The sequence below is a fragment of the uncultured Ferrovibrio sp. genome (assembly GCF_937960835.1).
Classification (GTDB): domain Bacteria; phylum Pseudomonadota; class Alphaproteobacteria; order Ferrovibrionales; family Ferrovibrionaceae; genus Ferrovibrio.
Genome location: NZ_CALGPC010000009.1, coordinates 306,221 through 330,720, shown reverse-complemented (window position 1 = coordinate 330,720; position 24,500 = coordinate 306,221). Strand labels below are relative to the sequence as shown.

Below are 24,500 nucleotides of genomic sequence, written 5' to 3'. Positions count from 1 at the left end.
GAAGGAGCTACTTAACGATGTAGGGAGGAAAACAGCGTCACCAAGGGGGCGATCACGCGGCAAAGTCGTGACATTCCTGGTCTCAGTGGAGGCCAGAGATCAGCGATACCCGTGGCGCAGGTGAAACTGTTCGCGGTTATCCGCGCAGCAGCTTGAGCATCTGGTCGAGCCTGCTGTCATCCAGGCTGGCGATCTTGCGGCTCAGCTCATTCGCCAGCAGGGTTGCCTTCGGCGACAGACCCGCCGTGTCGATGGTGACGCGCGGATGCGACAGCTTTGCCAGTTCCGCCAGTTCCTCAGCGTCATCCCAGATGATGTTGAGATAGCCGCAGATGCGCTGCAGCAGCAGCCAGGACGGGCGGCCGCGATGGCCATGCTCCAGCGCCGAGAGATAGGCGGCCGACACGCCGATATCGGCTGCCATCTGTTTCAGGGTAACGCCGCGCGCCTGACGCAGGCTGCGGATGCGGGCGCCGAAGGGCGTCATGGCGAAGGCAACGCCGCCGCCAGGCCGGCGATGGCCTGCTGCTGGATTTCCACCGCGCGCGGATAGCAGAGGCCGCGCCATTCATCGCTTTCCGGATAGAAGGCGGCGCGGATCTGCCGCTTGATCTTCTGTCCGAGCGGCGAGAAGACGTCGCCGCGCAGATGCAGCCAGTTATCGGCGATCACCGAAAGCCGCACATCCTGCGAGCTGATGGTGCCGACCTCGATGTTGATCGCCACCGTGGTGGCCGGTTCGCAGAAGCGCACAAGGCCCATGCGCAGATTGCCTTCGATGATCGGCGAGTCCGACTGGCCCATCGCCGGCGAAGTGACCGCATCGCCCCACCAGGCCTGCGCGAGCCGCAGTGCTTCGGACCCCGGCTGATGCCGGCAGATCAGTTCCGAATAGCCGAAGGGGCCAAGCCCGGTATGGAAGTCGATGACGCAGACATGCCGGGCCTGCTTCAGATATTTTTCCGCAATCGCCTTGATGGTGCGGTGCGACCAGCAGGGCTCCTTGCCGCCGTAGAAGATGCCGTCCGGATGGCTGTGCTGGCCGCCGACGATGGCAGCCGTCGCCGCCTTGGCGCCGACGCGCTCGAAATATGCCGTCAGCTTTTCCTGTATGGCGCGGGCGGTGTCGTCGTCCCAGCTTTCCGGCAGCAGCCAGGGATGCACTTCGGCATAGGCCGGGTTGGCGGGCGGCGCGGATTTTTCGAAATCAATGAAGTTGCGGTTGATGTCCATGTTGTCTTCGTTGACCCGCCGACCCCAGGAAAAGCCATAAGGGTTGGACGCATGGATCAGCAGCATCGCCATGCCGGACGGCAGGCGGTTGATATGGCCTTCCGAAAGCCATCCGACCTGGCAGCCGGAGCCGTAATAGCCTTCGATGCCATGGGTGCCCGAGACGGTGACCAGCACGGCTTGGGCATCGCGCGGGCCGAACCAGGCGAGATCGGTGAAAAGATCCTCACCCGCGATGCCTTTCAGCGGATGCGGCATGCTTTCGATGGCGGCAGCATTGGCCTGCCTGGCCGCCTTCAGGAAGGCCTGACGCGCCGTTGCGTAATCGGGGGAGAAATACTGGTGAATGGACATCGACGACTATCCAGAAATCCGAATGAAACCGTGCTCGGGCTTGGCCCGGCTCAAGCCTGCCACGGCAGGCGTCATTTATCGACCGTCATTGCGCTGCCTTCTGAGCAGTACATAAAAAGCCCCCGTGCCGCCCATATGCGGGCGCGCAGGCGTGACGCCCAGAATCTGCTCGCGCCAGGGCCCGCGTTTCAGGTAGTCCGGCAGCCAGGCGCGCAGCACGCCGCGCCCGGACATGGTACCGCTCGACAAATCATTCTCTGAAGCGCTCCGGGCGCCCTTGCCGGTGATTACCAGCAGGCAGCGCTTCTGCTGCGCGAGACTGTCGCGGATCAGCTTTGACAGCGCGCGTTCGGCATTGGCGAGCGTCAGGCCATGCAGATCGAGGCGGGCTTCGACGGGCAGTTCGCCGCGCTGGAAGCGCTGCTTCAGGCGCTTGTCCATCTGCAGCTCCGGCGGCTCGCCATGGCGGCCAGGGGAAACATGGGCCGGCAGCAGCGGACGCTTTTCCTTGGCGTCGATTTTCGCATATGCCGCCGCGCCCGCGCCTTCGGGGCGGTAGAGTTTCGGCAGCGGCGCCAGCGGCTGCGGCGCGATGTTGCTGCGCCGGATCGGCTTAACGCCGCGGGCGATTTCCTGCCACACCTCCGGATCGGGGACGAGCGGTTCCGGCTTAACTTTGCTGCGACGCGGGGCCATCGCTGATGAGTACGATATGCAGGCGCCGCGGTCCATGGGCGCCGAGCACCGGCACACCCTCGATATCGGCGGTGCGCGACGGCCCGGTGACAAGGTTCACTGTGCGGGGCCAGTTTTCGACGGAGCCGAGCTTGTCGCGCAGGCGCTGGAAGGCTTCCTCCAGAGTGCCGGTGATCTGGCTTTCATACATCACCACCAGATGATGGTCCGGCACGAAATGCAGCGTGGTCGGCGTGTTGCTGGCGGAATGCAGCATCAGGGTGCCGGTCTCGGCGATGCCGGCGAAGGCCGGCGTGACGCTGACCAGATCCTGGCTGCGGCCGGGACCGTAATCGACCTGCAGCAGCGGCCGCTCGTGCCAGGGCAGGTTCTGCAGCAGCGGATCGGGCGAGACGCGCAGATGGCTCGGCAGGTTATGGCGGGCCAGATAATCGGCGATCTTGCCGGGCACGTCCTGTTCGCTGGCGACGCTGTCGACGGTGACCGTCAATGCTTCCGCCTTGGCGGTGAACAACGCCACCTGTTCGGCATGAGGAAGCTGGGCGCGCTTCGGCATCAGGTTGCGCGGATGCTGGCCGATGCGCTCGGCCACAGCGGCGCGGCGCGCGGCATCATCGGCACCAGCCGGCAGGCCTTTGCGCAAAGTGGCGAAGATGCGGTCGCGGGACTGGCTCATCTTAGTGCTTCCGCTTCTTGTATTGCGCCATGAAGGTCTCGGCCGATTGCGGCGCCGGCAGGTCGCGGCCATTGGTCCAGCCCGAGGCCAGCGGCAGCTTCGCAAAGCGACCCTTGCCCTTGGACATCATGTTCAGCGCGGCGACGGCAATGCGCGTGCTGAGGCGATAAAGCCAGGGATGTTTGGCAGCAAAGGCCCAGGCCTCGACGCCCCAGCGCGGCAGGGCGGGGCCGATTTTGCGTTCATGCGCCTGTTCGCGCCACCAGCGCATGATGCTGGGCAGCGGAATGCGCATCGGGCAGACCTCTTCGCATTTGCCGCAGAAGGTGGAGGCGTTCGGCAGATGCCGTGCGGTTTCCAGTCCGATCATGTGCGGATCAAGCGCTGCGCCGATGGGGCCGGGATAGACCCAGCCATAGGCATGGCCGCCGACCGAATGATAGACCGGGCAGTTGTTCATGCAGGCACCGCAGCGGATGCAGCGCAACAGCGGCTGCAAGGCCGTGCCGAGCATTTCACTGCGGCCGTTATCGAGCAGCACGACATGGAATTCCTCGGGCCCATCCGGATCTTCCGGCCGCTTCGGCCCGCAGGACAGCGTCGTGTAGACGCTCATCTCCTGGCCGGTGGCCGAACGCGCAAGAATCCGCAGGATGGTGGAAAGGTCTTCCAGATTGGGGATCACCTTCTCGATGCTGGAGACCACGATATGCATCTTCGGCAATGACTGCGTCAGGTCGCCATTGCCTTCATTGGTGACGATCACCGTGGCGCCGGTTTCGGCGATCAGAAAATTCGCACCCGTGATGCCGACATCGGCCTGGAAATAGCGGTCGCGCAGGACGGCGCGCGCTTCCGTCACCAGGGTCTGCGGGTCGGTCGAGCGCGGCCCGGCCTTCACGCCCGGCGCGTTGGGCAGTTCGTAATCGGGATGGTGATCCTCGAACAGTTGGGCGATCTGCTCGCGCGTCTTGTGCAGCGCCGGGCCGATGATGTGGCTGGGCGGCTCATGGGCGAGCTGAATGATGTATTCGCCAAGATCGGTTTCGACCGGCTGAATGCCATGCTGCTCGAGGAAGCCGTTCAGGCCGATCTCCTCGGTCACCATCGACTTGCCCTTGGTCACCGTCTTGGCATTGCGCGAGCGGCACAGCGCCAGGATGGTTTCGCGCGCCTCGCGCGGCGTGCGGCACCAATGCAGCCTGCCGCCGCGCTTGGTAAGCTGTTCCTCGAACTTCTCCAGATAGAGATCGATATGCGCAAGGACGTGGTTCTTGATCTTCACGCCTTCGTCGCGCAGGGCCTCGAATTCTGGCAACGCGCTGGCGGCATCGACGCGGCGGCTGGCCATCGCGCCGCCGATGATGTCCATCGCCTTGCGCAGATTGGGATCGCGCAGGGCCTTGCTGGCATTGGCCTCGAAATCCTGGGCGGTGATCGTCATGCTCATGGCCGCGCCTCACGCTTTCTCGGCTTCGCCGATGGCCGGCGTGTCGGTCATGCCGGCCAGCACTTCCGCCACATGGCGGACCTTGACATTGCGGCCCTCGCGCTGCAGCCGCCCGGCCATGTTGAGCAGGCAGCCCATATCGCCGGCCAGCAGAAGATCCGCGCCGGTCTGCGCGATGTCTTCGGTCTTGCGGCTGACGATGTCGGTGGAGACGTCGCCGTATTTGACGCAGAAGGTGCCGCCGAAACCGCAGCAGGTTTCCGGCGTCTTCATCTCCACCAGTTCCAGGCCGGCGACGCCGTCAAGCAGTTTGCGCGGCTGCTGCTTCACGCCGAGCTCGCGCAGGCCCGAGCAGGAATCGTGATAGGTGGCCCTGGCCTCGCAGGTCACGCCGCTTATCGCATCGATCTTCAGCACGTCGACGAGGAAGCTGGTCAGCTCGAACATGCGCGCGCTCAGATTTTCCGCGCGCTTCTGCCAGACTGGATCGGCGGCGAACAGAGCCGGGTAATGCTCCTTGATCATGCCGGCGCAGGAGCCGCTGGGCGCGACGACATAATCGTAGCCTTCGAATGCGGCGATCACCTGCCTGGCGATTTCGGTCGTGTCCTTGCGGTCACCGGAATTATAGGCCGGCTGGCCGCAGCAGACCTGCGCTTCGGGAACATCGACGCTGCATCCCGCATCTTCCATCAGCTTGATGGCAGCGAAGCCGACAGAGGGGCGGAACAGGTCGACAAGGCAGGTCACGAACAGCCCTACGCGGGGCTTCTTGCCTGCTTCGATGGTTTGGGCATGCATGGGGCTGGTCTCCCTGAACTCACTTTAACCGCTCGCCGGGCGTGGCAATCCGTGGCGCTGAAGGCCGTTATCGATATGGCGCAGCACGGCGGCGCGTGCCGCTTGGGCATCGCGCGCAGCAATCGCGGCCACGATGGCGTCGTGTTCGGCCTCGATCTCATGAAGCCGGTCCTCGTAGCGCAAGCGGCTGAGACGGGCCATCTGCATCGCTTCGCGGGCATGGCGGCCGACAAAGGCCGCAAAGCGGCGCAAGGCGGGATTATGGGCCGCCGCCGCGAGCGTGTCATGGAAGTGAATGTCTTCAGCCAGGCCAAGCCCGCCCGCGGCGATGGCTTTGCGCATCGCCCTCTGGGCTGCGCGCAAGGCGGCAAGATCGGTGTCGGTATGGCGGATGGCTGCCAGCGCGGCGCAGTCGGCTTCGATCAGCGCGCGCAGTTCCAGCAGATCGGCATCCTGTTCCGCCGATAACCTGAAGGCATTGGCGCCGGGGGCTGCGGCGACGAAGGCGCCCTTGCCCTGGCGGGTTTCGACATAACCCTCGCTTTTCAGCCGCGCGATGGCCTCGCGCACCACCGCCCGGCTGACGCCATGGCGTTCGGCCAGGTCATGTTCGGACGGCAGCCGGTCATGCGGCCGCCAGGCGCCCGAAAGGATCGGCTGCAGCAGGGCTTCGGCCAGGCTGTCAGCGCGGCTGGGGACCGGGCGGGAGAGATCAGACAGGGCAGTCATGTCCTTACCTGTCTGACAAGTTACAGAAATTTTCCTTGTAAGTCAATTTTAACATCCGTCCACACACCAGCGCCTCATCTGTCGCAATTCTGTGGCCGAAGCAGCGGCCAGGCCGGGGCATCGGTCATTGCCTGCTCACAGATGCGTGCAAGCCGTTTTGCTTGAATGGCGCGGCCATTTCCGGCAACCCGCAAAACCATGAGACCCGATCCTCTATCCCCGCCTGGCTTTTCCCCCCATGTCAGCCTGCAATTCCTCGACGATGCCGGGGTGTTGTTCCGCGCCGATACCAAGCAGCTTTACGCGCTGAATACCACCGGCACCTTCATCTGGTGCCAGCTGGAAGAAGGCCTGGCGCCGGAGGAGATCGCGCCATTGCTGCAGCAGAGTTTCGGTCTTGATGCGGCTCAGGCCGCAGCCTGCCTGGAGACGGCGCTGAGCCAGTGGCGGTCGCTTGGATTGTTCCGCGACACCGAAAATGCGCCGCGCCAGCCGGAGCCCAATCCCGATTTTGAGGTCGGCTATTTCCGCCTGCTGGAGATGCCTTTCTGCCTGCGGGCTTCTTCAGCGATGCTGCGCGAGCAGCTCGCCGGATTGCTGGCACCGCTGGCCGATCCCAATCCATGCAAGGACGCGGCACTGGATATTCTGGTCGATGAGCGCGACCGCGTTCTGAAGATCGGCAATGAAGACGCGGAGATCTGCGACGACGTCAATCAGATCGTGCCGATGATCAAGGCCGGTCTGGTGCGTCTTGCACTGGAGCGCAGCAATGATGCGCTGGCCTTTCATGCGGCAGGCGTCAGCCTGAAAGGCCGCTGCCTGCTGATGCCCGGCGCATCGGGCAGCGGCAAGAGCACCTTGACCGCGGCTCTGGTGGGCGCCGGTCTGCCGCTGCTGGGCGACGACACCATCGTCCTGACTGACGATTTCCAGGCGCGGCCGATGCCATTCGCCATCTGCCTCAAGAGCGGATCCTGGGCGCTGCTGCAAAGCCGCTTCCCGCGTCTGGCGCTGCAGCCGACCTATTGCCGCATGGATGGCAAATACGTGCGCTATCTGCTGCCGCCTGATCCGAAGCGCTGGATCGACCCCTCCAGCCGCCAGCCGGTGGGCTGGATCGTGTTTCCCTCCCACGCGCCGCAGGCGAAAAGCCGCCTGGAGCCGCTGCCGCGGCCGGAGGCGCTGCGCCGCCTGATGCAGGATTGCTATCCGCTCGGCGCCGGGCTCGATGCGGCGAAAGTCGCGCAGCTTGTGGCCTGGATCCGCGAGGTCGCGTGTTTCGAGCTGCGTTTTTCAGCGCTCGAGGACGCGGTCGAGCAGCTTTGCGGCCTGGCCGCGCGGTCATGATCGCCATCCACTCCCGCCAGGCTCTGCATATCCTGACCGAGGCGCTGCGGCCGATGGCCGGCGGCGAGGCCGGCGTTGCGCATCGCCGCGAGGTCGATGACTGGCCACCCATTCTCGCCCTGGCGAATGCGCATTTCATCAGCGCCGCCCTGTATCCGTCGCTGGCGGCGGCGCAGGACTGGAACAGCCTGCCGGAAGACTTGCGCGATTACCTTGCCCTGCTGCATGAGCAGAACGGCCTGCGCAACAGCCATCTGCGCCAGCAGGCGGAGGAGGTCATCGCCGCCTTCAATGCCGCCGGCGTTGCGCCGCTGCTGCTGAAGGGCGGCGCGGCCCTGTTCCTCGATTATTACGACGATCCCGCCGCGCGGATGATCCGCGATCTCGATTTCCTGGTGCCGCGCAGTCAGGCGGATACGGCCCTGAACGCGCTGAGCCGGATCGGCTACCGCGCTGTTGCCCGCTATCCGGAAGGCCATAACGCCTATGGCGATTTCGCCCGCGATGGCGCGCCGGCAGCGATCGATCTGCATCTGGAAGTGGTCGATGCGCCCTATCTTCTGCCCGCCGCATCCTTGTGGCAGCAGGCGCGTCAGCTCTGCTTGCCCTGCGGCGTTGCCTTCGCGCCTTCGATCCAGCATGCGGTGCTGCACAACATCCTGCATGCGCAGGTCCATCACACCGGCAACTATTACCGCGGCAGTTTCGAACTGCGTCAGCTTTTGGATTTCGTCACTCTTGCGCGGCGCTATCGCGACCAGATCGACTGGACCGAATTATCCGGCCATATGCGCAGCCACCGTCTGACCGGCGTGCTGCATGCCTATCTGCTGGCGGCCGACCGGCTGCTGGGTCTGCCTTGGCCATTGCCGGAGCGGCCCGGCATGCTGACGCGCTGGCAACTGCAGCGCTGCCTGCTGCAGATCCGGATGCCAATGCTGGAGATGGCGACCCTGCCGCTGGCCAATCTGTGGAGTGCATTTGCCGCCCATCGCATGGACGGGCTTTACGGCACCAATCCGCCGCTGTTTCAGCGGCGGATTCAACACGCGGCGCAGTTTTTGCGCAAAAGCACAGGCGATGCGATGGTCGCACGCCTGTTCAAAAGCCACTAGTCAAAAAAGACGATCAGGAATCAGTGAGGCTGCGGAACTGGCGGTCGTTGACCGTCGTCCAGGGCCGGCGCCGTCCGAACACGGTTTCGAAATCGCCGTCTTTCAGATTGGCATTGACCGGAATGCCGCCGGAGCTGGCGAAGGCATAGCTGCGCCCGGACTGCGCCAGCAGCAGCGTGATCGCCGGCGGCGTAGCCGCGGCGAATGTGCCGCAATGCGCCAGGAATTTACGCCGCGCCGCATTATGCTCGGATGCAGTCTTGCTTGGTTCCGTCATGTCTGCTCCTCCCTTGGCCTCAACCCGGTGCACCCTATCGGCACACCGCAGAAAGCGGATGTCGCGACGACCATCTGCTGCCGCGACATCCTGTTCAGCGGCAATCAGTGATCAATGCCGCCCGCCGCGGCCGGAACCGCCGCCATGGCCAGGGCCACCGCCGTGACCCGGCGAACCGCCGCGGCCAGGACCGCCATGGCCGGGACCGTTATGCCCGCCGCCCTTATGGCCGCCACCAAAGCCGCCGCCGAAGCCGCCTCCGCCACCACCGCCATGATGGCCGCGGCCGGATCCGGCAAAGACATAGTTGCGGTTCGACTGCGCCAGCAGCAGCGTAATGGCCGGCGGCGTGGCGATGGCAAACTTGCCGCATGTCGCCAGAAACCGACGCCGCGCTTCGACCTGAGCGTCGGGTGTATCCTTGTCCACTTGCATTTCACTCCTCCATCGCGATCCGCCTGGGGCGGGTTCCGTTTCTTCTTCTTTGCTGGAAGAAGCCACGGTCATTCTGGGCTAAGCGCCAGAAGCGGAGGGTGATTAAATTGTGGCGCGCGACTGGCCTATCGAGCCTGCGGCGTGACCAGCTCGCCCGGCAGCGTGGCATCGCCAGGACCGAGAGGCCGCTGCATGAATACGCTATCAACCCAGCGGCCATGCTTGAAACCGACCGAAGGCAGCGTGCCGACCACGCGGAAGCCAAGCGCGGCATGAAGGCCGATGGACGGCGTGTTGCAGGTATCGCCGATCACCGCAACCATCTGCCGATAGCCCAGGGCCGCGCAGCGCGCGATCAGATCGCTGAGCAGCGCGCGGCCGATGCCGCGGCGCGGCGCATCCGGCGCCACGTAGATGGAATCCTCCAGGGTGAAGCGATAGGCGATCCGCGTCCGGTATGGTCCGGCATAGGCGTAGCCGACCACTTTTCCATCCAGCTCCGCCGTCAGATAGGGCAGGCCTTTGGCAAGAATCTCGCTGCGGCGGCGCGCCATCTCGGCGGCATCGGGCGGCACTTCCTCGAAGCTCGCCGAACCATGCAGGACATGATGTCCGTAGATCGCGGCGATCGCCGGGATATCACTTTCGTGGGAGGGGCGGACAATGAGGGTAGGCTGATTGGTCATGCGCGTCGGCAAATCCGGGATAGAGGTTCTTTTCCCTCATCTTGTCACAAGAGCGCGCGTCCGACCAAGACGACATCGAACGCCCGGCCAGACAACCAGCCGGGCTGGTCTAGCCGAAATGCAAGAGAGGCCGGCTACGAGGTCGCAGCGAGGCGCGCAGCAACAGCCTTGGGCAGCAGGATCCAGTAGCGGCCGGGATGCTTCATGCGTCCGGCAATCGCCTCCGCCGCCGGGCCATGACCCCAAAAGACATCGCCGCGCACGGCGCCGCGAATGGCGCCGCCGGTATCCTGCATCACCATCAGGCGCTGCAGCGGCTGCGGTGCATGCGGTGGCTCGGCGGCAGGATATGCGGCGCTGAGCCAGACCGGCATGCCCAGCGCGAAATGGCTGCGGTCCACCGCCAGGCTGCGGCCCGGCACCAGGGCCACGCCCTGCGCGCCCTGCGGACCGTCGGTATCGTCCTTGGGCGCGGGCAATTCGCGGAAAAAGACGTAAGAGGGGTTCTGCCGCAGCAATTCCGGCGCCGCATCCGGATTGGCGCGCAGCCAGGCGCGGATGCTCTGCATCGAGACATCCTCGCGCGGCAGCAAGCCGCGTTCGATCATCACCTTGCCGATAGCGACATAGGGAAAGCCGTTCTGCGCGGCGAAGCCGACACGGGTCTGCCGGCCATCGTCGAGCTGCACCAGGCCGGAACCTTGTACCTGCAGAAAGAAGGCGTCGGCGGCATCGTCGAGCCAGACGAGTTCGAGATTCTTGCCAGCCAGCGCGCCGGCTTCGATGCGGCTGCGGTCATCGTAGGGACGCAGGCGGCCGTCGCGCACGCGGCCGGCGATGCGCTGACCCTTCAGGCTGTCGCGGAACTCGCCGAGATCGACCTGCACCAGATCGGGCGGCTGGCGGTAGAGCGGCACCTGATAGGGTCCGCCGCGCTGGCGGCTGCCGCGCACCAGCGGCTCGTAATAGCCGGTGAACAATCCTTCCGCCTTGCCGTCGCCGACGACACCGACCGGGGCCAGATGAGCCTCTATCAGGCGGCGCAGCGCGCCATCGTCGCCCGGCTGGATGGCGGCGAGACCGGCGCAGAAAGGTGTCCATTCGGCAGTGGTACCGTAGCGTTCATAGCCATCGAGCGCGCGTTCGGCCGGGCGCGCCTGCAGCCGCGCGCAGGAGCGGCTCAGCGCCGGCAGCGCCTCGCTGACGCGGTCCTGCGCATAACCGGGCAGGTCGTTGAAGCGGGCCGGCTGAAACGCCAGCGGCGCAGGCTTAGGCGCGCAGGCGGAAACGAGCAGGAGAAGGGCAGCGGCGGCGAGGCAGGAACGCAGCACGTCGCACCAGGATCATTGCGGCGCGGAAGTGGCGATCAATGTCCAGTTCGGATCGCGCGAGCTGGTGTCGCGGGCGAAGGTCCAGATATCGGTGACCTGTTCGACGGCATTGGCATGGCCGGCGACGACATGGCCGTTGGCGTCCTTGGTGACGCTGATCAGCTCGCTTTCGAATTTCACCGTGATTTCGGCGATGCGGCCGTTGACCTGCGCATCGATGATATCGGCCGCGCGCATGCCGACGAAAGTGGTTTCCATCGTCTCGTCGCGCTTGGCACGCTCGTCGATGGCGCTGGCGAAATCGGCAAAGACCTCGCGCGACAGCAGGGGGCGCAGGGCATCCTTGTCGCCGGCGGCGAAACTGGTGACGATCATCTCGTAGGCGGCCTTGGCGCCGGCGAGGAATTCGGTACGGTCGAAGCTGGGATCGACCGCGCGCAGGCGGGCCGTGATTGCGTCTTCGGGCGCGGCCTTTTCCGCTTCACGCCGCGGCAGGGCCACGACATTGTCACGCTCGCTGCCCTTATCGGCTTCGCTTTCCTGGCTGGGACCGGCGAAGGGCGGCCGGCGGCGGCGCTGCTCATGGCCGGTGCGCTGGCCCAGAACGGCACGGAGACGCAAGGCGATAAAACCGGCAATCGCGCCAAGCAGCAGAATGTCGAGAAACTGGAAACCGCCGTCGCCCATCGGAAAAAATACCTGTCGCCGTATCGCCTGGAAGCTTAAACCTGGAAATCTGGCCGGTCCAGCCATGGAGCCGGCCTTAAAAAGACCTGCCAGTAGCCGAAAATGCCGTGCCGACAAAGAAATAGGCGGTCTGGCTCAGTTTGCAAGCTTAACGGGCGCAGCCGCCGCCGAATGCCGCCACCGCCTTGTGGGTCCGCTGCAAAGCATGCTAGGGAGGCGCGCCCTTTGGATAAGCAGAAAGATTGCCGGTCATGACCGATACCGCCAACCCGCCCCCGGGCTTCAATCCCGAGAATGCACCGCGCTTCGGGCTCAATGCCCAGTACACCAAGGATCTCTCGTTCGAGCATCCGATGGCGCCGCGCACCTTTGGCATGAATGCTGCGCCGCAGATCTCCGTGAATGTCGGAACCCAGGCCGAGCGGGTCAACGACACCATGTTCGAGGTCACCCTGCGGATTCTCTGCGAGGCCAAGCATGGCGAGGAGACCGCTTTCGTGGTGGACCTGCACTATGCCGGCCTGTTCACCATCGCCAATATCCCGCCCGAGCATATCGAGCCCCTGCTGCTGGTCGAAGCGCCGCGGCTGCTGTTCCCGTTCGCGCGGCGCATCGTGGCGGATGCCACCCGCGATGGCGGCATGCCGCCGCTGATGCTCGATCCCATCGACTTCCTGCAGCAGTATCAGCGCAGCAAGCAGCTCGAAGCCGAGCAGAAGCAGAACCAGAATCTCGCCTGAAGCTTTTTTGGCGATCCCTGACGATGAACGGCCGGCGGGCTAACCGCCGGCCGTTATCGTATCGGCCAGGCGCAAGGCCAGTGCTGCAATGGTCAGGGACGGATTGACCGTTCCCCCGCTGGCAAAGACCGACGATCCGGCGATGAAAAGATTCGGATGGTCATGCGAGCGGCATTCGCGATTCACCACCGCATGGCGGGGATCGTCCCCCATGATCGTCGTTCCCATCATATGGCTGCTGCCGCTCGGGCTGGCGCGCAGTTTGACTTCCGTGGCGCCCAGCACTGCTGCGATGCGGCGATAGCTGCGCAGGGTCTCCTTAATGCCGCGGCGGACATAATCGTCAACGCTGTAGACCGCTTCCGGACGCGGGATACCGAGAATGTCCATCTCGGTGCGGCTGGCCTGGATGCGGTTTTCCAAATCGGGAAGCTGCTCGATGAAGCAGTCGATCGCGGCCCTGCGCGCCACGCGATGGCGGATCTGCCGTTCCAGTTCCGGACCGGATAATCCCTGTTCGATCAGCGCTGCGGTGACGCCTGCCAAATCCGCCATGTTGACAAGATGCAGCTTGCGCGCCGCCTCGCTCGAGCGGAACGGCCCGTCGCGATAATCGACGATGGCCGACATCTCCTGCGGTCCGCGGCCAGGAAAGATCGGCCTGTCCCACAGGAAGCTGACGCCGACATTGAGGTGATCCATCAGGTTGCGGCCAACCTGGCCGGAGCTGTTGCCCACACCTTGCGGCAAGGCATCGGAGCGCGAGATCAGCATCAGCTTCGGCGTCTCGATGCCGTTTGCTGCCAGAACGATTCTGCGCGCGATGATGCGCGCATCGCTGCCATCCGGCCGCCTGTAGCGCAGGCCCGTGACGAGGCGGCCTTCGGCATCGGTCTCGACATGACAGGCGACGGCATTCTCGATCAGCCGCGCACCGGCCGCTTCCGCCTTTGCGACATGCATGGCAGCGCAATAAAGCGCGCCGGTGGGACAGATCGGCATGCAGTTGTTGGCGCCGCAGCAGGCGGGCCGTTCGTCGTAAGCGACCGAATTGCGCGCCGCTGGTTCGGCCACGACGCGAAAGCCATGCGCCTTCAGCTTATTCGCGAATTCGCGGTCCATGTAGCTGAGCGGCGCCGCCGGCATTGGATAAGGCGCGCGGCGCGGCGAGCCGAGATCCTCCTTTGCCGGATCAGGTCCGGCAACGCCAAGCTCTGTTTCCGCCTGCTGGTAATAGGGTTCGAGATCGTCATAGGCGATGGGCCAGTCGCGCCCGACGCCATAGGTCGAGCGCATGCAGAAATCGGCCGGCAGGAAGCGCCAGGCAATTGCCGCCCAATGCCAGGTCGTGCCGCCGACGGCGCGGATATACTGCGCCTTGAACGGCATGGCACCTTTCTGGATGACATATTCGCCCTGCGGCGCATGCGGCGGACTGGGATAGGGCGCCATGAAATCGTTCTTGCGTGGCGCGGCACGAAAGGCGGCAATGATGTCGCTGCGCTCAAGACGCGGACCGGCATCAAGCAGCACCACGCGCTGGCCTTTCAGCGCCAGCCTATATGCCACCAAAGCGCCCGCCAGACCGGCGCCGACAATTAAGGTATCGCAGTCGGCCTCGCTCATCGTTTGGGATGGTCTGGCGGCAGATCGGCGACAACGCGACCCATCAGCGCATCCTCATAACCGATCAGTATTGGCCCCTTCGGCCCCGGCAGGAGCCCGGTATACCAGCCGCGCAGCAGAAGCTTCGCACCCCCCTCACCATCGGATTTCAGGGCTGCGGCAATGGCCTGGGCATTGCTGCCTGCAAGGCGAAGCGCGTCATACAGCGCCGATACGTTCGCCAGGCGGCCGGTTTCTGCGAGAACCGCCAACATGCGCGATGCCATCTCGGCAGAAAGATCGGCATGACCGGTGACAGCGCGCGACAGGGCGAGCAGCGCCTCGACATCCATGTCTTTCGACAGCGGCCGCAGCGGTTCAGCGGCTTGAGCAGCGGCAATCCGCGGCACCATCAGCACCATAGCCGCAGCCAGCAGGCGGCGGCGGTCGATAAGGAATGCTGCTTGCTTCCCGGTCGATGGCATCGCCGAGAATCTGGATCGCGCCACTGCTGCGGCCAGCAGCCGCCTGTGGCTTCGCTGAGTCTAGTTTTCGCCTGTCATCCCAGCCTTCAGGCGTCGCGCAGCCAGAGCGGGTCTTTCAGCTTGGCGATAAAGGCCGCGTGGGCGGCCAGTTCCTCTTCGCTGGCCTGATGCGGGCGCGGCGGGCGGGCCGGGCCACGCGGCATTTGGATGGCAACTATTGTGCTGGCCTCAAGATCGAGGCCGGCCAGGCCAAGGCCCTGCTGACGGCCGCCGATCAGCTCGAGATAGACCTCGGCCAGCAATTCGGCGTCAAGCAGCGCGCCGTGCTTGGTACGGGCGGAATTGTCGATATTGAAGCGTTTGCACAGCGCGTCCAGACTGACCTGCGCGCCGGGAAATTTGCTGCGCGCCAGCCGCACGGTATCCACCGCGCGTTCGGCGGCGATATGCGGAAATCCATCCAGTCGCGCCAGTTCGGCATTCAGGAAGCCGATATCGAAGGCGGCGTTATGGATCACCAGCGGGTCTTCGCCGATGAAGTCGCAGAATTCGCGGGCGATGTCGGCAAAGACCGGCTTGTCCTTGAGGAATTCATCCGACAGGCCATGCACCTTGAAGGCCTCTTCCGGCATCGGCCGTTCGGGATTGATATAGATGTGATAATGGCGTCCGGTCGGAATGTGGTTGATCAGCTCAACGCAGCCGATTTCCACCACCCGGTCGCCATTTTGCGGATCCAGGCCCGTGGTTTCGGTATCCAGCACCACTTCGCGCATCAGTCGGTCCCTTGCTGCATTGCTTTTTGCCGCAATTTGCCGACCAGGTCACGCACCTGCTGCTCGGTTTCCGCCAGACTGACGCCGGTATCCACAACAAAATCAGCCAGGCGGCGCTTTTCCGCGTCGGGAACCTGCTGCTTCAGGATGGCGGCGAATTTTTCTTCCGTCATGCCGGGGCGGCTGAGCACCCGCTGGCGCTGCTGGTCGGCCGGTGCACTGACGACGATGACGACATCGACGCCGGCGCGGCCGCGGCCTTCGAACAGCAGCGGGATATCGAGCACCACAAAAGGCTCGCCGCGCGCTTCGGCTGCGGCCAGAAAGCGCAGCCGCTCCTCGCCGACCAGCGGATGCACGATGGATTCCAGCCGCCTGATCTCGTCAGGCTTGCCCAGCACCAGGCGCGACAGGATCGCGCGGTCCACCGCGCCATCAACCACCGCATCCGGGAAGGCAGCGCGCAAAGGTTCCACCGCTGCGCCGCCTTTGGCATAAAGCGCATGCACGGTGGCATCGGCATCGAAAAGCGGCACGCCCATCTTCGTCAGCATTTTGCCGACGGTGGACTTGCCCATGCCGATCGAGCCGGTGAGTGCGACCTTCAACATAAGTTTAGCCTTAGCCGTCCGGACTCAGCCGCGTCAATCGGCAAGCACGGCAGCTCGCAGGTCCGATGTGACCTGCGGCGCGACGCCGAACCAGGCCTCGAAGCCCGGCCGGCCCTGATGCAGCAGCATGCCCAGGCCATCGACCACCGGATTGCCGCGGGCACGGGCGCGGGCCAGCAGATCGGTTTCCAGCGGCGAATAGACAATGTCATTGACGAGCGCCGCCTTCGGCAGATCGTCAAGCGCAATCTCGAGCGGCGGCTGGCCGCTCATGCCGAGGCTTGTGGTATTCACCAGCAGACCGGCGCCGCTCAGAGCCTCAGCGCGCTTGTCCCAGGCGACCGGCTGCAACCTGTCGCCAAATTCCGCCGCCAGAGCTTCGGCCTTCTCCAGGCTGCGATTGACGATGCGCAGGACAGGCGCGCCGGCATCAAGCAGGGCAACAACGATGGCCCGCGCCGCGCCGCCGGCACCCAGCACCACCGCCGGGCCTTGCGCAGCGGACCATCCTGCCGGCGCGTCAGCTTTTAAGCTTTCGATGAAGCCAAAGGCGTCGGTATTGCTGCCAAACAGGCTGCCATCGGGCCGAATGACGATGGTGTTCACCGCGCCAATGCGCCGCGCCACGGAATCGATTTCCGCCATATAGGGCAGAACCGCCACCTTATGCGGCAAGGTGACATTGATGCCGCGAAAACCCGGCTCTTTCGGCAAAGCCTCGAGAAAGACGCCAAGGTCTTCCGGCGGCACCGGCAGTTTGTCGTAGCGTCCGGCAAGGCCATATTGCTTCAGCCAGAAGCCATGCAGTCTCGGCGAACGCGAATGGGCGACCGGCCAGCCAATCACGCCGGCACGCGGGACAATCTCATCGGTTTCACTCATGCCCGCAGCACCTTGTTCTCACGTAGAATATCCAGCAACGGCAGCAGGGGCAGGCCGAGGATGGTGAAGAAGTCGCCGCGGATGCGGCTGAACAATTGCACGCCGAGGCCTTCAAGCTGATAGCAACCGACGCTGTGCAGGACAGCCTCGCCGGCCTGGGCAAGATAAGCGTCGAGAAAGTCCTCGGAAAAATTGCGCATCGTCAAAGTGGCGATATCGACATGGCGCCAGATGATACTGCCGCCACGCGCAAGCACGACCGCCGAGATCAGGTCGTGATTTTTGCCGCGCAGGGACAAAAGATGCTCGCGCGCTTCCCCGATATCGCGCGGCTTGTCGTACCAGCGGTCTTCGCAGACCAGCATCTGATCGGCGGCAATGACGAAATCCTCGCCCGTTTTGGGCGAGACGCGATGTGCCTTCAGTTCCGCCAAAGCCTCAGCCGCGCGCTGCGGCGTTGCGCCTTCGGCTCGCAAAGCCAGCTTGATCTCTTCTTCATCGACGCGGGCCGGCTGCACATCGAATTCCAGGCCAGCCGAACGCAGCAAAGCAGCGCGCGAGGCGCTGGCGGAAGCCAGAATGATCGTCATACGCCGAGATCCTGCTGCTTGCGCTGCTCGACCCGGCGGGCATGCAGATTGAGAATGGCAGCCGCGGTTTCCTCGATGGAGCGGCGAGTGACATCAATCATCGGCCAGTTGTGGCGCGTACACAGCTTGCGCGCCATGTTGAGTTCCTCGCGCACGCGCTCCTCGTCCACATAATCGCTTTCGGTATTCTGCTGCATGGCGATCAGCCGCGTCTTGCGGATCGACAGCAGCCGTTCGGGTGAGGTGGTCAGGCCGACCACCAGCGGGCCTTTCAGATTCTCCAGCTCCGGCGGAATCGACAGGCCCGGCACAATTGGCACATTGGCCGTCTTGAAGCCGCGATTGGCGAGATACATGGAAGTCGGCGTCTTTGAGGTGCGCGATACGCCGACCAGGACGATATCGGCCTTGTCCAGATCGGAGAGATGCTGACCATCGTCATGGGCGATGGTGAAATGCATCGCATCGATGCGGCTGAAATATTCGGCATCCAGTTCATGCTGGCGGCCGGGCAGGTTCTGCGCTTTCTCGCCCAGATATTTGCCGAAGGCATGGATCACCGGATCGAGCACCGGCACGATCGGCAGCTTGGCATTGGCGCAGCCTTTGATCAGGATCTCACGCAGCTGCTGGTCGACCACGGTGAACAGCACCAGGCCGCCCATCGCCGCGATGGCCTCGATGACGCGTTCCATCTGCAGCGGCTTGCGCACCAGGGCCCAGGTATGAACCTCGACCTCTTCCTGGGATTTCTGGAACTGCACCAGCGCCGCCTTGGCCACCGATTTCAGGGTTTCACCGGTAGCGTCAGACACCAGATGGATATGCGGCCGGGCGGGTTTGGACATGACGGACGGCATCGAATTCCGTGGATAAAGGGGATAAGCGGGCAGTTGTCCCCAGATGGGACATTTTCATGCCCGTAAGCCGGTTTTCATGCAACCAACCTGTCACTCGGGGATCAAATTTCTCCTTACCCTGTGAATCCCGGGGATTGGACACCGTTCAGTCACAGATGGGGTTTTACTCACCTTTTCCCCATAATTCCTATGGCTGAAAAACGGCATCCCGGCACCATTCTCCCAGATGGTTTTCCACCATCTCCCGGAAAGGCTAGCCCATCCGGCGGAGTCTGGATGGAATCCTGCATCCCATCCGGACAACCAGTTATCCCCGTGAACCACCGCACAACCTTCCACCCCATCTCTTTTATTTTTAAATAAAATAGTAGAAGGAATAGGTATGAGCCCTGTTCCGAACGCCCAGGCGACGACGCCGACCAAACCATTCTTACGCACGCTAGCAGGCTTGCCGAGCGCGAGGCCGCCCATATGGTTGATGCGCCAGGCCGGGCGTTACCTGCCGGAATATCGCGAGACCAGGGCCAAGGCAGGCAGCTTTCTGGATCTTTGCTACAACCCCGAGCTTGCCACTGAAGTGACGCTGCAGCCGATCCGCCGCTTCGGCTTCGACGCAGCCATACTGTTTGCGGATATCCTGCTGCTGCCCCAGGCGCTGGGCCAGGGTCTGGCCTTTAAGGAGAACGAGGGGCCGGTGCTGGATGCGATCCGCACCTCGGGCGAGCTGGCCCGGCTCGACGCAAATGGCATCCACAAGAAACTGGCGCCCGTCTACGAGGCCGTATCGCGCATCAAGGCGGGCCTGCCGGACGAATGCGCGCTGATCGGTTTCGCCGGCGCGCCCTGGACGGTGGCGACCTACATGCTGGAAGGCCGCGGTTCCAGCGATCATGCTGCCGCCAAGACCTGGGCGTTTGGCAATCCGGAAGGGCTGGATGCCCTGATGGACATTCTGGTGGAAGCGACCGGCGCCTATCTGGAGCGGCAGGTGCAGGCCGGCGCCGAAGCGGTTCAGATCTTCGACACCTGGGCCGGCGTTTTGCCCGAGCAGGAATTCCGGCGCTATTGCATCGAGCCGGTCAAGCGGATCATTGCCCGCCTGAAGGGAAAATATCCGTCATTGCCGGTGATCGCTTTCCCGCGCGGCGCGGGCGTGATGTATGACGGCTATGCGGCGGCCACCGGCGCCGATGCGCTCGGCATGGATTATACCTTGCCGGTGAGCTGGGCACGCGATCATCTATGGCCGAAGACGGTGGTGCAGGGCAATCTCGATCCGCGGCTTCTGGTGGTTGGCGGGCAGGCCCTGGCGGATGGCGTGAACCGCCTGCTGCGCAGCTTTCCGCAGCAGCGCTACATCTTCAATCTCGGCCATGGCATCGTGCCGGAAACGCCGGTGCGCCATGTCGAGGAACTGGTGCGGCTGGTGAAGGGCATGCAGGTCAGCGCCTGATGAAAGTCAGATAAGCCTGGCCGGCAATTACATACCGCCGTTTGCTGCCGGGCAGCCTTTCTTTGGATTGCGGCGGCTCTGTGGCTGAACTGTCACAGGGCTGGGGCATTTTGCCCGCGCCGTCCATGAAGGGATTGCGTCGCCGGGTCCGGGGCCTACATCCTAGTCGCATGTCCAAGACCGCGATCGTTCTGTTCAATCTGGGCGGGCCCGATAGCCAGGCGGCGGTACGGCCCTTCCTGTTCAACCTGTTCAACGATCCGGCAATCATCCGCTTGCCCGGGCTGCTGCGGTATGTGCTGGCGCGCCTGATCTCGTCGCGGCGTGCGCCCAAGGCAAAGGACATCTATGCCTTGATGGGCGGCCGCTCGCCGATCCTGCCTGAGACGCAAGCACAGGCCGCGGCTTTGAAACGCAGCCTCGGATCGGACGATTACAAGGTGCTGATCAGCATGCGCTATTGGCATCCTTTTTCGACCGAAGCCGCACGCGCGGCTAAGGATTGGGGCGCCGACCGGGTTCTGCTTTTGCCGCTCTATCCGCAATTTTCCACCACCACCACCGCCTCGTCGCTGCGGGACTGGCGCCGGGCGGCCAGCAAGGTGGGGCTGAACGTGCCGACCGCAGCGATTGGCTGCTATCCCGACGAGCCGGGTTTCATCGCCGCCCAGGCGGCTTTGCTGCGTGAAGCTTTGGAGAAGATCGAAACCGATCCCGAGGCGACGAAGCAGGTCCGCATTCTCTTTTCCGCTCATGGCCTGCCGCGTTCGGTGGTACGCGACGGCGATCCCTATCAGATGCAGGTCGAGCGCAGCGTGTCAGCCGTGTTGCGCCAGCTCAACCGGCCGGATCTGGAGACGCAGATCTGCTATCAGAGCCGCGTCGGTCCGCTGGAATGGATCGGGCCGTCGACGGAATCTGAAGTCGAGCGCGGCGCGCGGGAGGGGCGCATTCTCGTGGTCGTGCCGATCGCCTTCGTTTCGGAGCATTCCGAGACCCTGGTCGAGCTGGATATCGAATATGCCGAACTGGCCAAGCAGCATGGTGCGAAGGACTACATCCGGGTGCCGACGGTCGGCACGCAGCCGGAATTCATCGCCGGCCTTGCCCGCATGATTAGGCACACAGAATCCTACGAGGGCCAGGCGATCTGCGGCAGCGGCGCGCGGCCCTGCGGCAATGCCTGGCGGCGCTGCACCTGCCAGAGCTAAGAGCAAAACGTTAGCGATCACGCCAGCCAGGCATCGTCCTAGGGCCGCCAGAACGGTTTTTTGATTTCCCGCTTTACGTCGATATCGCTCAAGCCCAGATCGCCCCAGGCCAGATCCTTCATGGCAGCGAGCTGCTGGCGTTCGCGAGCACGGCGGTACCACAGCGCCAGCAGTCCAAGCAGCGAGAAACCGCCGCCTGCCGGCTTGGCGGCCATGCGAGTGCAATCCTCCGTCATATTGCAGTCCGTCATGATCATGCCTCCACCCTGGTTCTTTCGGCCGGCGCGACGGTCTCGAATCGGATGACGCGACGGATGAGATCCAACGGCACCGGCACCGGCCGGTGGGTCTGCTGATCGACGGCGACGTAAGTGATGCTGCCTTCATTCAGCAGTGCCTCGTCACGCCAGACCGTGAACTGGACCTTCAGGCTGGTGCGGCCGAATTCGATGATGCGGACGCCGATCAGCAGCTCATCGTCGAACCTGGCCGAGGCATGGAATGTCGCTTCGCTGCGGGCGACGACGAAATCGATGCCCAGCACGCCCAGCCCCCGGGGAAAGGGAAAGCCCATCTGGCGCAGATATTCGTTCCAGCCATCGTCGAAGAAGACGTAGTAGTTCGGGTTGAACACGATATTTTGCGGGTCAACATCCGCCCAGCGCACGCGATAAGGATGGAAAAAAGCGATTTCCGTCTTCATGCGCGTACCGTTCATCGGCACCTCCTTCATATGTATGACTTATACATATATATGAGTCATACATATAATGGAAGATGGCGCAAGGCGTTGACGTCTTAAAGGAGCTGGCTTCTTATTGGTGGAAATTGCGGTAAGCGAGGCTGTGTTGCGCGAGGATACCACTGTCAATCTGCTGGGCGCGCTGGGCGTTGCCGTGATGGACCGGATCCACGAGGGTCTGGAGGAGGTGGCCGGCCATGGCGGCCAGGGCGCCGCTGCCCTGGTGACCATCGGCATGCTGCCGGGTCTTTCCATCGGCGACCTGGCCGGGGTTCTGGGGCTTACCCATCCCGGCACGGTCAGGCTGGTGGATCGTCTGGTCCAGGATGACCTCGTAGAAAAGGCGCCGGCGGAGGAGGACGGCCGCACGCTGTCGCTTAAGCTGACCCCGCTGGGCAAGCAGCGGCGGCGTGAGATTTTGGCCCTGCGCGCCAAGAGGCTGCAGCCGCTGCTGGACGTCCTCGCTCCGAACGAACGCAAGCAGTTCGATAATCTGTTGCGCAAGATGCTGAGCAATCTGACGGCGAGCCGCCGGAAGGCCTATACGGTCTGCCGCTACTGCGATGCCGGCGCCTGCTTCCGCAATAACTGCCCGGTGGATATGGGCTGTCAGGGGGCAGACGACGGTATTGCAGTGCCCATGGGCCGGCGCTAAAGAGGCGCATGCTTTACGACTGGCTGAAAGCCCTGCATGTCATATCGGTCATCGCCTGGATGGCCGGGATGCTCTACCTGCCCCGGCTGTATGTCTATCACGCGGTGGCTGAGACCGGCTCGGTGCAGTCGGAAACCTTCAAGGTGATGGAGCGCCGCCTGCTGCGCGGCATCATCAACCCGGCGATGATCGCCAGCTGGATCTTCGGCCTGAGCATGATTTATGCCGGCGATCTGTGGCTGGAGGGCTGGCTGCATGGCAAGCTGGCCCTGCTCATCGGTATGCAGATCGTGCATGCAGGCCTGTCGCGCTGGCGCCGTGCCTTCGCGGAGGACCGCAACCGCCACAGTCAGCGCTTCTATCGCATCATCAACGAAGTGCCGACGCTGCTGATGATCGGTATCGTGCTGCTGGTGATCCTCAAGCCCTTCTGATTTCAAGTCCGCTCTGGGCTTGTCACATAACGCAGCATTCATCCGTCAACGTTCATCCGTCTAAGGACGACGCGCCTGTAACACTGCGAGAATATGTTCTGGTTGTGTACTAGGGCGTTCTCTGCTAGACGGGCGCCCCTTAACGCCGGTTTGGCAAGGTTTCATTTGGGTTCGCGAATACGGACATGCGGATTGTAGCGGTTCAATGTTTCGGCGGCATCGCCGCAGCCTCGTCGCTAAAGTGCTGCAACGTCTGGTTTTCGTGGCATTCATCACAAAGCATTTGCTTGTCGTAACACGACGATATGCCTAGTTCTTCGCGCATGCGAAATTTCGGGGAAATTCAATGACAATCGTAATGGTCCGCCCAGACGGCAAAAAAGCCGAGGCAGCGCTGTTTGGTTTCGCTCTTCTCTCCGCCGTTCTGACCTCGACAGGAATCGCAGCGAACGCCAACGCCCAAGGCGGCCCGGGAGGCCCGCCGCCGGTGACGGTGTCAAAGCCGCTGGTGAAGCCGATTGTCGAGATGGACGAATATACCGGCCGTTTCGAAGCCGTGGGCTATGTCGAGATCCGCGCCCGCGTGAACGGCTATCTCGACAAGGTGCATTTCAGCGACGGCGCGGTGGTCCAGCAGGGCGATCTGCTGTTCACCATCGACCGCCGTCCCTATCAGGCGGTGCTGAACCAGGCGCAGGCCGATCTCAACGCGCTGCAGACCAGGCTCGATTTTGCGCGCAGCGACTATGAGCGCTATCAGCAGCTGGCCAAGACCGGCGCTGCGCCCGTGCGCACGCTGGAAGAGCGGCGTCAGGCCTTCCTGCAGGCCCAGGCCGACATCGCCGGCGCGCGCGCCGCCATGGATACGGCGCGGCTGAATGTGGAATTCACCGAAATCCGCGCACCGATCTCGGGCCGCATTTCCCGCAAGCTGGTGACCGAAGGCAATCTCGTGCGCGAGAACGAGACGCTGCTGACCACCATCGTGCAGCTCGACCCGATCTATTTCTATTTCGATATCGACGAGCGGTCCTATCTGGCCTATCAGCGCATCGCCAAGCGCGGCGGCGCCAGCAGCATGAACGGCAACGGCAATGGAAACAGCGCCGGCGGCCTGCCGGTGCTGGTGCAGCTGACCGACGAAAAAGAGTTCACCCATAAGGGTGTGCTCGATTTCAGCGACAACCGGCTTGATCCGGAAACCGGCACGATGCGTCAGCGCGCCGTGCTGGAGAACAAGGAACTGTTCCTGACGCCAGGCCTGTTCGGCCGCATCGCCGTGCCGGGCAGTCCGGAATATCAGGGCATCCTGCTGCCCGATGAAGCGATCCTCGCCGATCTGGAGCGCCGTTACGTCTATGTCGTGGAGGATGACGGCAGCGTGCGGCAGCAGCCGGTGCGGCTTGGCTCGCGCACCGACAAATACCGCATCATCCGCGAAGGCCTGACGGGCAACGAAACCGTGGTGATCAACGGCCTGCAGCGCGTGCGGCTTGGCGGCGGCAAGGTGACGCCGCAGCCGGTCACCCTGCCGCCGGTCTGGCCGGGACTGATGGCCCTGGCCGCGCAGCAGCAGCAGCAAGGCCAAGGCGGCCAGGCGGGCGGTCAGGCCGCCGCCGCCACCCAGCAATAAGCC

The 24,500-nt window shown here is 63.8% G+C and carries 29 protein-coding genes; 8 read left to right on the top strand and 21 right to left on the bottom strand.

Features of this window, described 5'->3' with window-relative positions:
• Nucleotides 1-136: 136 nt before the first annotated feature.
• The 7 genes from Q0603_RS09950 to Q0603_RS09920 all read right to left on the bottom strand — a co-directional run bounded on the left by Q0603_RS09950 (nucleotide 137) and on the right by Q0603_RS09920 (nucleotide 5,939).
• Nucleotides 137-487, bottom strand: coding sequence for a helix-turn-helix domain-containing protein (locus Q0603_RS09950; RefSeq protein WP_298725129.1), 351 nt, complete (start codon nucleotides 485-487; stop codon nucleotides 137-139).
• Complete coding sequence (locus Q0603_RS09945) at nucleotides 484-1,587, bottom strand: M14 family metallopeptidase (protein ID WP_298725126.1); 1,104 nt, start codon at nucleotides 1,585-1,587, stop codon at nucleotides 484-486. Before Q0603_RS09945 ends, Q0603_RS09950 begins: the two co-directional genes overlap by 4 nt.
• Before the next feature lie 75 nt (nucleotides 1,588-1,662).
• Nucleotides 1,663-2,229 (bottom strand): Smr/MutS family protein, encoded by a 567-nt coding sequence (locus Q0603_RS09940; RefSeq protein ID WP_298725124.1) that lies wholly within the window; start codon nucleotides 2,227-2,229, stop codon nucleotides 1,663-1,665.
• A gap of 28 nt (nucleotides 2,230-2,257) precedes the next feature.
• The gene (locus Q0603_RS09935; RefSeq protein ID WP_298725121.1) at nucleotides 2,258-2,959 is read right to left on the bottom strand and encodes an LUD domain-containing protein; all 702 of its coding nucleotides are present in this window, start codon (nucleotides 2,957-2,959) and stop codon (nucleotides 2,258-2,260) included.
• A gap of 1 nt (nucleotide 2,960) precedes the next feature.
• The gene (locus tag Q0603_RS09930) at nucleotides 2,961-4,403 is read right to left on the bottom strand and encodes a LutB/LldF family L-lactate oxidation iron-sulfur protein (RefSeq protein WP_298725169.1); all 1,443 of its coding nucleotides are present in this window, start codon (nucleotides 4,401-4,403) and stop codon (nucleotides 2,961-2,963) included.
• A 15-nt stretch (nucleotides 4,404-4,418) separates the two neighbouring features.
• Nucleotides 4,419-5,210, bottom strand: a complete 792-nt coding sequence (locus Q0603_RS09925) for a (Fe-S)-binding protein (protein ID WP_298725120.1) — start codon at nucleotides 5,208-5,210, stop codon at nucleotides 4,419-4,421.
• 24 nt (nucleotides 5,211-5,234) lie between these two features.
• Nucleotides 5,235-5,939 (bottom strand): FCD domain-containing protein, encoded by a 705-nt coding sequence (locus Q0603_RS09920; RefSeq protein ID WP_298725117.1) that lies wholly within the window; start codon nucleotides 5,937-5,939, stop codon nucleotides 5,235-5,237.
• A 198-nt stretch (nucleotides 5,940-6,137) separates the two neighbouring features.
• Here Q0603_RS09920 and Q0603_RS09915 point away from each other — a divergent pair, with 198 nt between their 5' ends.
• Both Q0603_RS09915 and Q0603_RS09910 read left to right on the top strand, forming a co-directional pair.
• Nucleotides 6,138-7,289: a PqqD family peptide modification chaperone gene (locus Q0603_RS09915; RefSeq protein WP_298725114.1), complete on the top strand. Its 1,152-nt coding sequence runs from the start codon at nucleotides 6,138-6,140 to the stop codon at nucleotides 7,287-7,289.
• The gene (locus Q0603_RS09910) at nucleotides 7,286-8,404 is read left to right on the top strand and encodes a nucleotidyltransferase family protein (RefSeq protein WP_298725111.1); all 1,119 of its coding nucleotides are present in this window, start codon (nucleotides 7,286-7,288) and stop codon (nucleotides 8,402-8,404) included. The genes Q0603_RS09915 and Q0603_RS09910 overlap by 4 nt, the downstream gene beginning before the upstream one ends.
• Nucleotides 8,405-8,417: 13 nt before the next feature.
• On the opposite strand, the gene Q0603_RS09905 is transcribed toward Q0603_RS09910, so the two are convergent.
• The 5 genes from Q0603_RS09905 to Q0603_RS09885 form a co-directional block, all read right to left on the bottom strand.
• Entirely contained in the window at nucleotides 8,418-8,681 is a 264-nt protein-coding gene (locus Q0603_RS09905) for a hypothetical protein (RefSeq protein ID WP_298725108.1), read from the bottom strand.
• 111 nt (nucleotides 8,682-8,792) lie between these two features.
• Entirely contained in the window at nucleotides 8,793-9,116 is a 324-nt protein-coding gene (locus tag Q0603_RS09900) for a hypothetical protein (RefSeq protein ID WP_298725105.1), read from the bottom strand.
• A gap of 125 nt (nucleotides 9,117-9,241) precedes the next feature.
• Complete coding sequence (locus tag Q0603_RS09895; protein WP_298725104.1) at nucleotides 9,242-9,802, bottom strand: GNAT family N-acetyltransferase; 561 nt, start codon at nucleotides 9,800-9,802, stop codon at nucleotides 9,242-9,244.
• Between the two features lie 134 nt (nucleotides 9,803-9,936).
• Nucleotides 9,937-11,133, bottom strand: a complete 1,197-nt coding sequence (locus Q0603_RS09890; RefSeq protein ID WP_298725103.1) for an MltA domain-containing protein — start codon at nucleotides 11,131-11,133, stop codon at nucleotides 9,937-9,939.
• A 12-nt stretch (nucleotides 11,134-11,145) separates the two neighbouring features.
• Entirely contained in the window at nucleotides 11,146-11,820 is a 675-nt protein-coding gene (locus tag Q0603_RS09885; protein ID WP_298725102.1) for a Tim44/TimA family putative adaptor protein, read from the bottom strand.
• Nucleotides 11,821-12,071: 251 nt separating this feature from the next.
• Between Q0603_RS09885 and secB the strand changes: the two genes are divergently transcribed.
• A complete protein-coding gene (gene secB, locus Q0603_RS09880) occupies nucleotides 12,072-12,560 on the top strand; it encodes a protein-export chaperone SecB (RefSeq protein ID WP_298725101.1) in 489 nt (162 codons plus the stop codon).
• 39 nt (nucleotides 12,561-12,599) lie between these two features.
• On the opposite strand, the gene Q0603_RS09875 is transcribed toward secB, so the two are convergent.
• The 7 genes from Q0603_RS09875 to Q0603_RS09845 form a co-directional block, all read right to left on the bottom strand.
• Complete coding sequence (locus Q0603_RS09875) at nucleotides 12,600-14,186, bottom strand: GMC family oxidoreductase (protein WP_298725099.1); 1,587 nt, start codon at nucleotides 14,184-14,186, stop codon at nucleotides 12,600-12,602.
• Nucleotides 14,183-14,650: a sugar dehydrogenase complex small subunit gene (locus Q0603_RS09870; protein WP_298725097.1), complete on the bottom strand. Its 468-nt coding sequence runs from the start codon at nucleotides 14,648-14,650 to the stop codon at nucleotides 14,183-14,185. Before Q0603_RS09870 ends, Q0603_RS09875 begins: the two co-directional genes overlap by 4 nt.
• Nucleotides 14,651-14,736: 86 nt before the next feature.
• Entirely contained in the window at nucleotides 14,737-15,426 is a 690-nt protein-coding gene (gene dnaQ / locus Q0603_RS09865) for a DNA polymerase III subunit epsilon (RefSeq protein WP_298725095.1), read from the bottom strand.
• Nucleotides 15,426-16,037: a dephospho-CoA kinase gene (gene coaE, locus Q0603_RS09860; RefSeq protein WP_298725093.1), complete on the bottom strand. Its 612-nt coding sequence runs from the start codon at nucleotides 16,035-16,037 to the stop codon at nucleotides 15,426-15,428. Before coaE ends, dnaQ begins: the two co-directional genes overlap by 1 nt.
• Before the next feature lie 33 nt (nucleotides 16,038-16,070).
• A complete protein-coding gene (locus Q0603_RS09855; RefSeq protein WP_298725091.1) occupies nucleotides 16,071-16,919 on the bottom strand; it encodes a shikimate dehydrogenase in 849 nt (282 codons plus the stop codon).
• Nucleotides 16,916-17,509, bottom strand: a complete 594-nt coding sequence (locus Q0603_RS09850; RefSeq protein ID WP_298725089.1) for a Maf family protein — start codon at nucleotides 17,507-17,509, stop codon at nucleotides 16,916-16,918. The genes Q0603_RS09855 and Q0603_RS09850 overlap by 4 nt, the downstream gene beginning before the upstream one ends.
• A complete protein-coding gene (locus Q0603_RS09845; protein ID WP_298725087.1) occupies nucleotides 17,506-18,357 on the bottom strand; it encodes a pyruvate, water dikinase regulatory protein in 852 nt (283 codons plus the stop codon). Before Q0603_RS09845 ends, Q0603_RS09850 begins: the two co-directional genes overlap by 4 nt.
• Nucleotides 18,358-18,751: 394 nt before the next feature.
• Here Q0603_RS09845 and hemE point away from each other — a divergent pair, with 394 nt between their 5' ends.
• Nucleotides 18,752-19,822: a uroporphyrinogen decarboxylase gene (gene hemE / locus Q0603_RS09840; protein ID WP_298725085.1), complete on the top strand. Its 1,071-nt coding sequence runs from the start codon at nucleotides 18,752-18,754 to the stop codon at nucleotides 19,820-19,822.
• Nucleotides 19,823-19,992: 170 nt separating this feature from the next.
• Nucleotides 19,993-21,033 carry a ferrochelatase gene (gene hemH, locus Q0603_RS09835; protein ID WP_298725083.1) on the top strand — a complete coding sequence of 347 codons (1,041 nt, stop codon included), beginning with the start codon at nucleotides 19,993-19,995 and terminating at the stop codon, nucleotides 21,031-21,033.
• A 38-nt stretch (nucleotides 21,034-21,071) separates the two neighbouring features.
• Here the strand turns inward: hemH and Q0603_RS09830 are convergent, their stop codons facing one another.
• Entirely contained in the window at nucleotides 21,072-21,284 is a 213-nt protein-coding gene (locus Q0603_RS09830; protein WP_298725081.1) for a hypothetical protein, read from the bottom strand.
• A 2-nt stretch (nucleotides 21,285-21,286) separates the two neighbouring features.
• Nucleotides 21,287-21,751 carry a thioesterase family protein gene (locus Q0603_RS09825; RefSeq protein WP_298725079.1) on the bottom strand — a complete coding sequence of 155 codons (465 nt, stop codon included), beginning with the start codon at nucleotides 21,749-21,751 and terminating at the stop codon, nucleotides 21,287-21,289.
• 103 nt (nucleotides 21,752-21,854) lie between these two features.
• On the opposite strand from Q0603_RS09825, the gene Q0603_RS09820 reads away from it, so the two are divergent.
• From Q0603_RS09820 to Q0603_RS09810, 3 genes are all read left to right on the top strand, one after another.
• Nucleotides 21,855-22,430, top strand: a complete 576-nt coding sequence (locus Q0603_RS09820; protein ID WP_298725077.1) for a MarR family transcriptional regulator — start codon at nucleotides 21,855-21,857, stop codon at nucleotides 22,428-22,430.
• Between the two features lie 8 nt (nucleotides 22,431-22,438).
• Nucleotides 22,439-22,864, top strand: a complete 426-nt coding sequence (hemJ, locus tag Q0603_RS09815) for a protoporphyrinogen oxidase HemJ (RefSeq protein WP_298725075.1) — start codon at nucleotides 22,439-22,441, stop codon at nucleotides 22,862-22,864.
• A 346-nt stretch (nucleotides 22,865-23,210) separates the two neighbouring features.
• Nucleotides 23,211-24,497: an efflux RND transporter periplasmic adaptor subunit gene (locus tag Q0603_RS09810; protein ID WP_298725074.1), complete on the top strand. Its 1,287-nt coding sequence runs from the start codon at nucleotides 23,211-23,213 to the stop codon at nucleotides 24,495-24,497.
• Nucleotides 24,498-24,500 lie beyond the last annotated feature (3 nt).

What these genes read in the sequence shown, in the direction of transcription:
- Q0603_RS09825 (WP_298725079.1), bottom strand. Translation starts at nt 21,751, where the DNA reads ATGAACGGTACGCGCATGAAGACGGAAATCGCTTTTTTCCATCCTTAT.
- Q0603_RS09810 (WP_298725074.1), top strand. Translation starts at nt 23,211, where the DNA reads ATGACAATCGTAATGGTCCGCCCAGACGGCAAAAAAGCCGAGGCAGCG.
- secB (WP_298725101.1), top strand. Translation starts at nt 12,072, where the DNA reads ATGACCGATACCGCCAACCCGCCCCCGGGCTTCAATCCCGAGAATGCA.
- Q0603_RS09925 (WP_298725120.1), bottom strand. Translation starts at nt 5,210, where the DNA reads ATGCATGCCCAAACCATCGAAGCAGGCAAGAAGCCCCGCGTAGGGCTG.
- Q0603_RS09905 (WP_298725108.1), bottom strand. Translation starts at nt 8,681, where the DNA reads ATGACGGAACCAAGCAAGACTGCATCCGAGCATAATGCGGCGCGGCGT.
- hemH (WP_298725083.1), top strand. Translation starts at nt 19,993, where the DNA reads ATGTCCAAGACCGCGATCGTTCTGTTCAATCTGGGCGGGCCCGATAGC.
- Q0603_RS09930 (WP_298725169.1), bottom strand. Translation starts at nt 4,403, where the DNA reads ATGACGATCACCGCCCAGGATTTCGAGGCCAATGCCAGCAAGGCCCTG.
- dnaQ (WP_298725095.1), bottom strand. Translation starts at nt 15,426, where the DNA reads ATGCGCGAAGTGGTGCTGGATACCGAAACCACGGGCCTGGATCCGCAA.
- hemE (WP_298725085.1), top strand. Translation starts at nt 18,752, where the DNA reads ATGAGCCCTGTTCCGAACGCCCAGGCGACGACGCCGACCAAACCATTC.
- Q0603_RS09845 (WP_298725087.1), bottom strand. Translation starts at nt 18,357, where the DNA reads ATGTCCAAACCCGCCCGGCCGCATATCCATCTGGTGTCTGACGCTACC.
- Q0603_RS09935 (WP_298725121.1), bottom strand. Translation starts at nt 2,959, where the DNA reads ATGAGCCAGTCCCGCGACCGCATCTTCGCCACTTTGCGCAAAGGCCTG.
- Q0603_RS09900 (WP_298725105.1), bottom strand. Translation starts at nt 9,116, where the DNA reads ATGCAAGTGGACAAGGATACACCCGACGCTCAGGTCGAAGCGCGGCGT.
- Q0603_RS09855 (WP_298725091.1), bottom strand. Translation starts at nt 16,919, where the DNA reads ATGAGTGAAACCGATGAGATTGTCCCGCGTGCCGGCGTGATTGGCTGG.
- Q0603_RS09875 (WP_298725099.1), bottom strand. Translation starts at nt 14,186, where the DNA reads ATGAGCGAGGCCGACTGCGATACCTTAATTGTCGGCGCCGGTCTGGCG.
- Q0603_RS09910 (WP_298725111.1), top strand. Translation starts at nt 7,286, where the DNA reads ATGATCGCCATCCACTCCCGCCAGGCTCTGCATATCCTGACCGAGGCG.
- Q0603_RS09895 (WP_298725104.1), bottom strand. Translation starts at nt 9,802, where the DNA reads ATGACCAATCAGCCTACCCTCATTGTCCGCCCCTCCCACGAAAGTGAT.
- Q0603_RS09850 (WP_298725089.1), bottom strand. Translation starts at nt 17,509, where the DNA reads ATGACGATCATTCTGGCTTCCGCCAGCGCCTCGCGCGCTGCTTTGCTG.
- Q0603_RS09950 (WP_298725129.1), bottom strand. Translation starts at nt 487, where the DNA reads ATGACGCCCTTCGGCGCCCGCATCCGCAGCCTGCGTCAGGCGCGCGGC.
- Q0603_RS09830 (WP_298725081.1), bottom strand. Translation starts at nt 21,284, where the DNA reads ATGACGGACTGCAATATGACGGAGGATTGCACTCGCATGGCCGCCAAG.
- Q0603_RS09920 (WP_298725117.1), bottom strand. Translation starts at nt 5,939, where the DNA reads ATGACTGCCCTGTCTGATCTCTCCCGCCCGGTCCCCAGCCGCGCTGAC.
- coaE (WP_298725093.1), bottom strand. Translation starts at nt 16,037, where the DNA reads ATGTTGAAGGTCGCACTCACCGGCTCGATCGGCATGGGCAAGTCCACC.
- Q0603_RS09870 (WP_298725097.1), bottom strand. Translation starts at nt 14,650, where the DNA reads ATGCCATCGACCGGGAAGCAAGCAGCATTCCTTATCGACCGCCGCCGC.
- Q0603_RS09915 (WP_298725114.1), top strand. Translation starts at nt 6,138, where the DNA reads ATGAGACCCGATCCTCTATCCCCGCCTGGCTTTTCCCCCCATGTCAGC.
- Q0603_RS09945 (WP_298725126.1), bottom strand. Translation starts at nt 1,587, where the DNA reads ATGTCCATTCACCAGTATTTCTCCCCCGATTACGCAACGGCGCGTCAG.
- hemJ (WP_298725075.1), top strand. Translation starts at nt 22,439, where the DNA reads ATGCTTTACGACTGGCTGAAAGCCCTGCATGTCATATCGGTCATCGCC.
- Q0603_RS09885 (WP_298725102.1), bottom strand. Translation starts at nt 11,820, where the DNA reads ATGGGCGACGGCGGTTTCCAGTTTCTCGACATTCTGCTGCTTGGCGCG.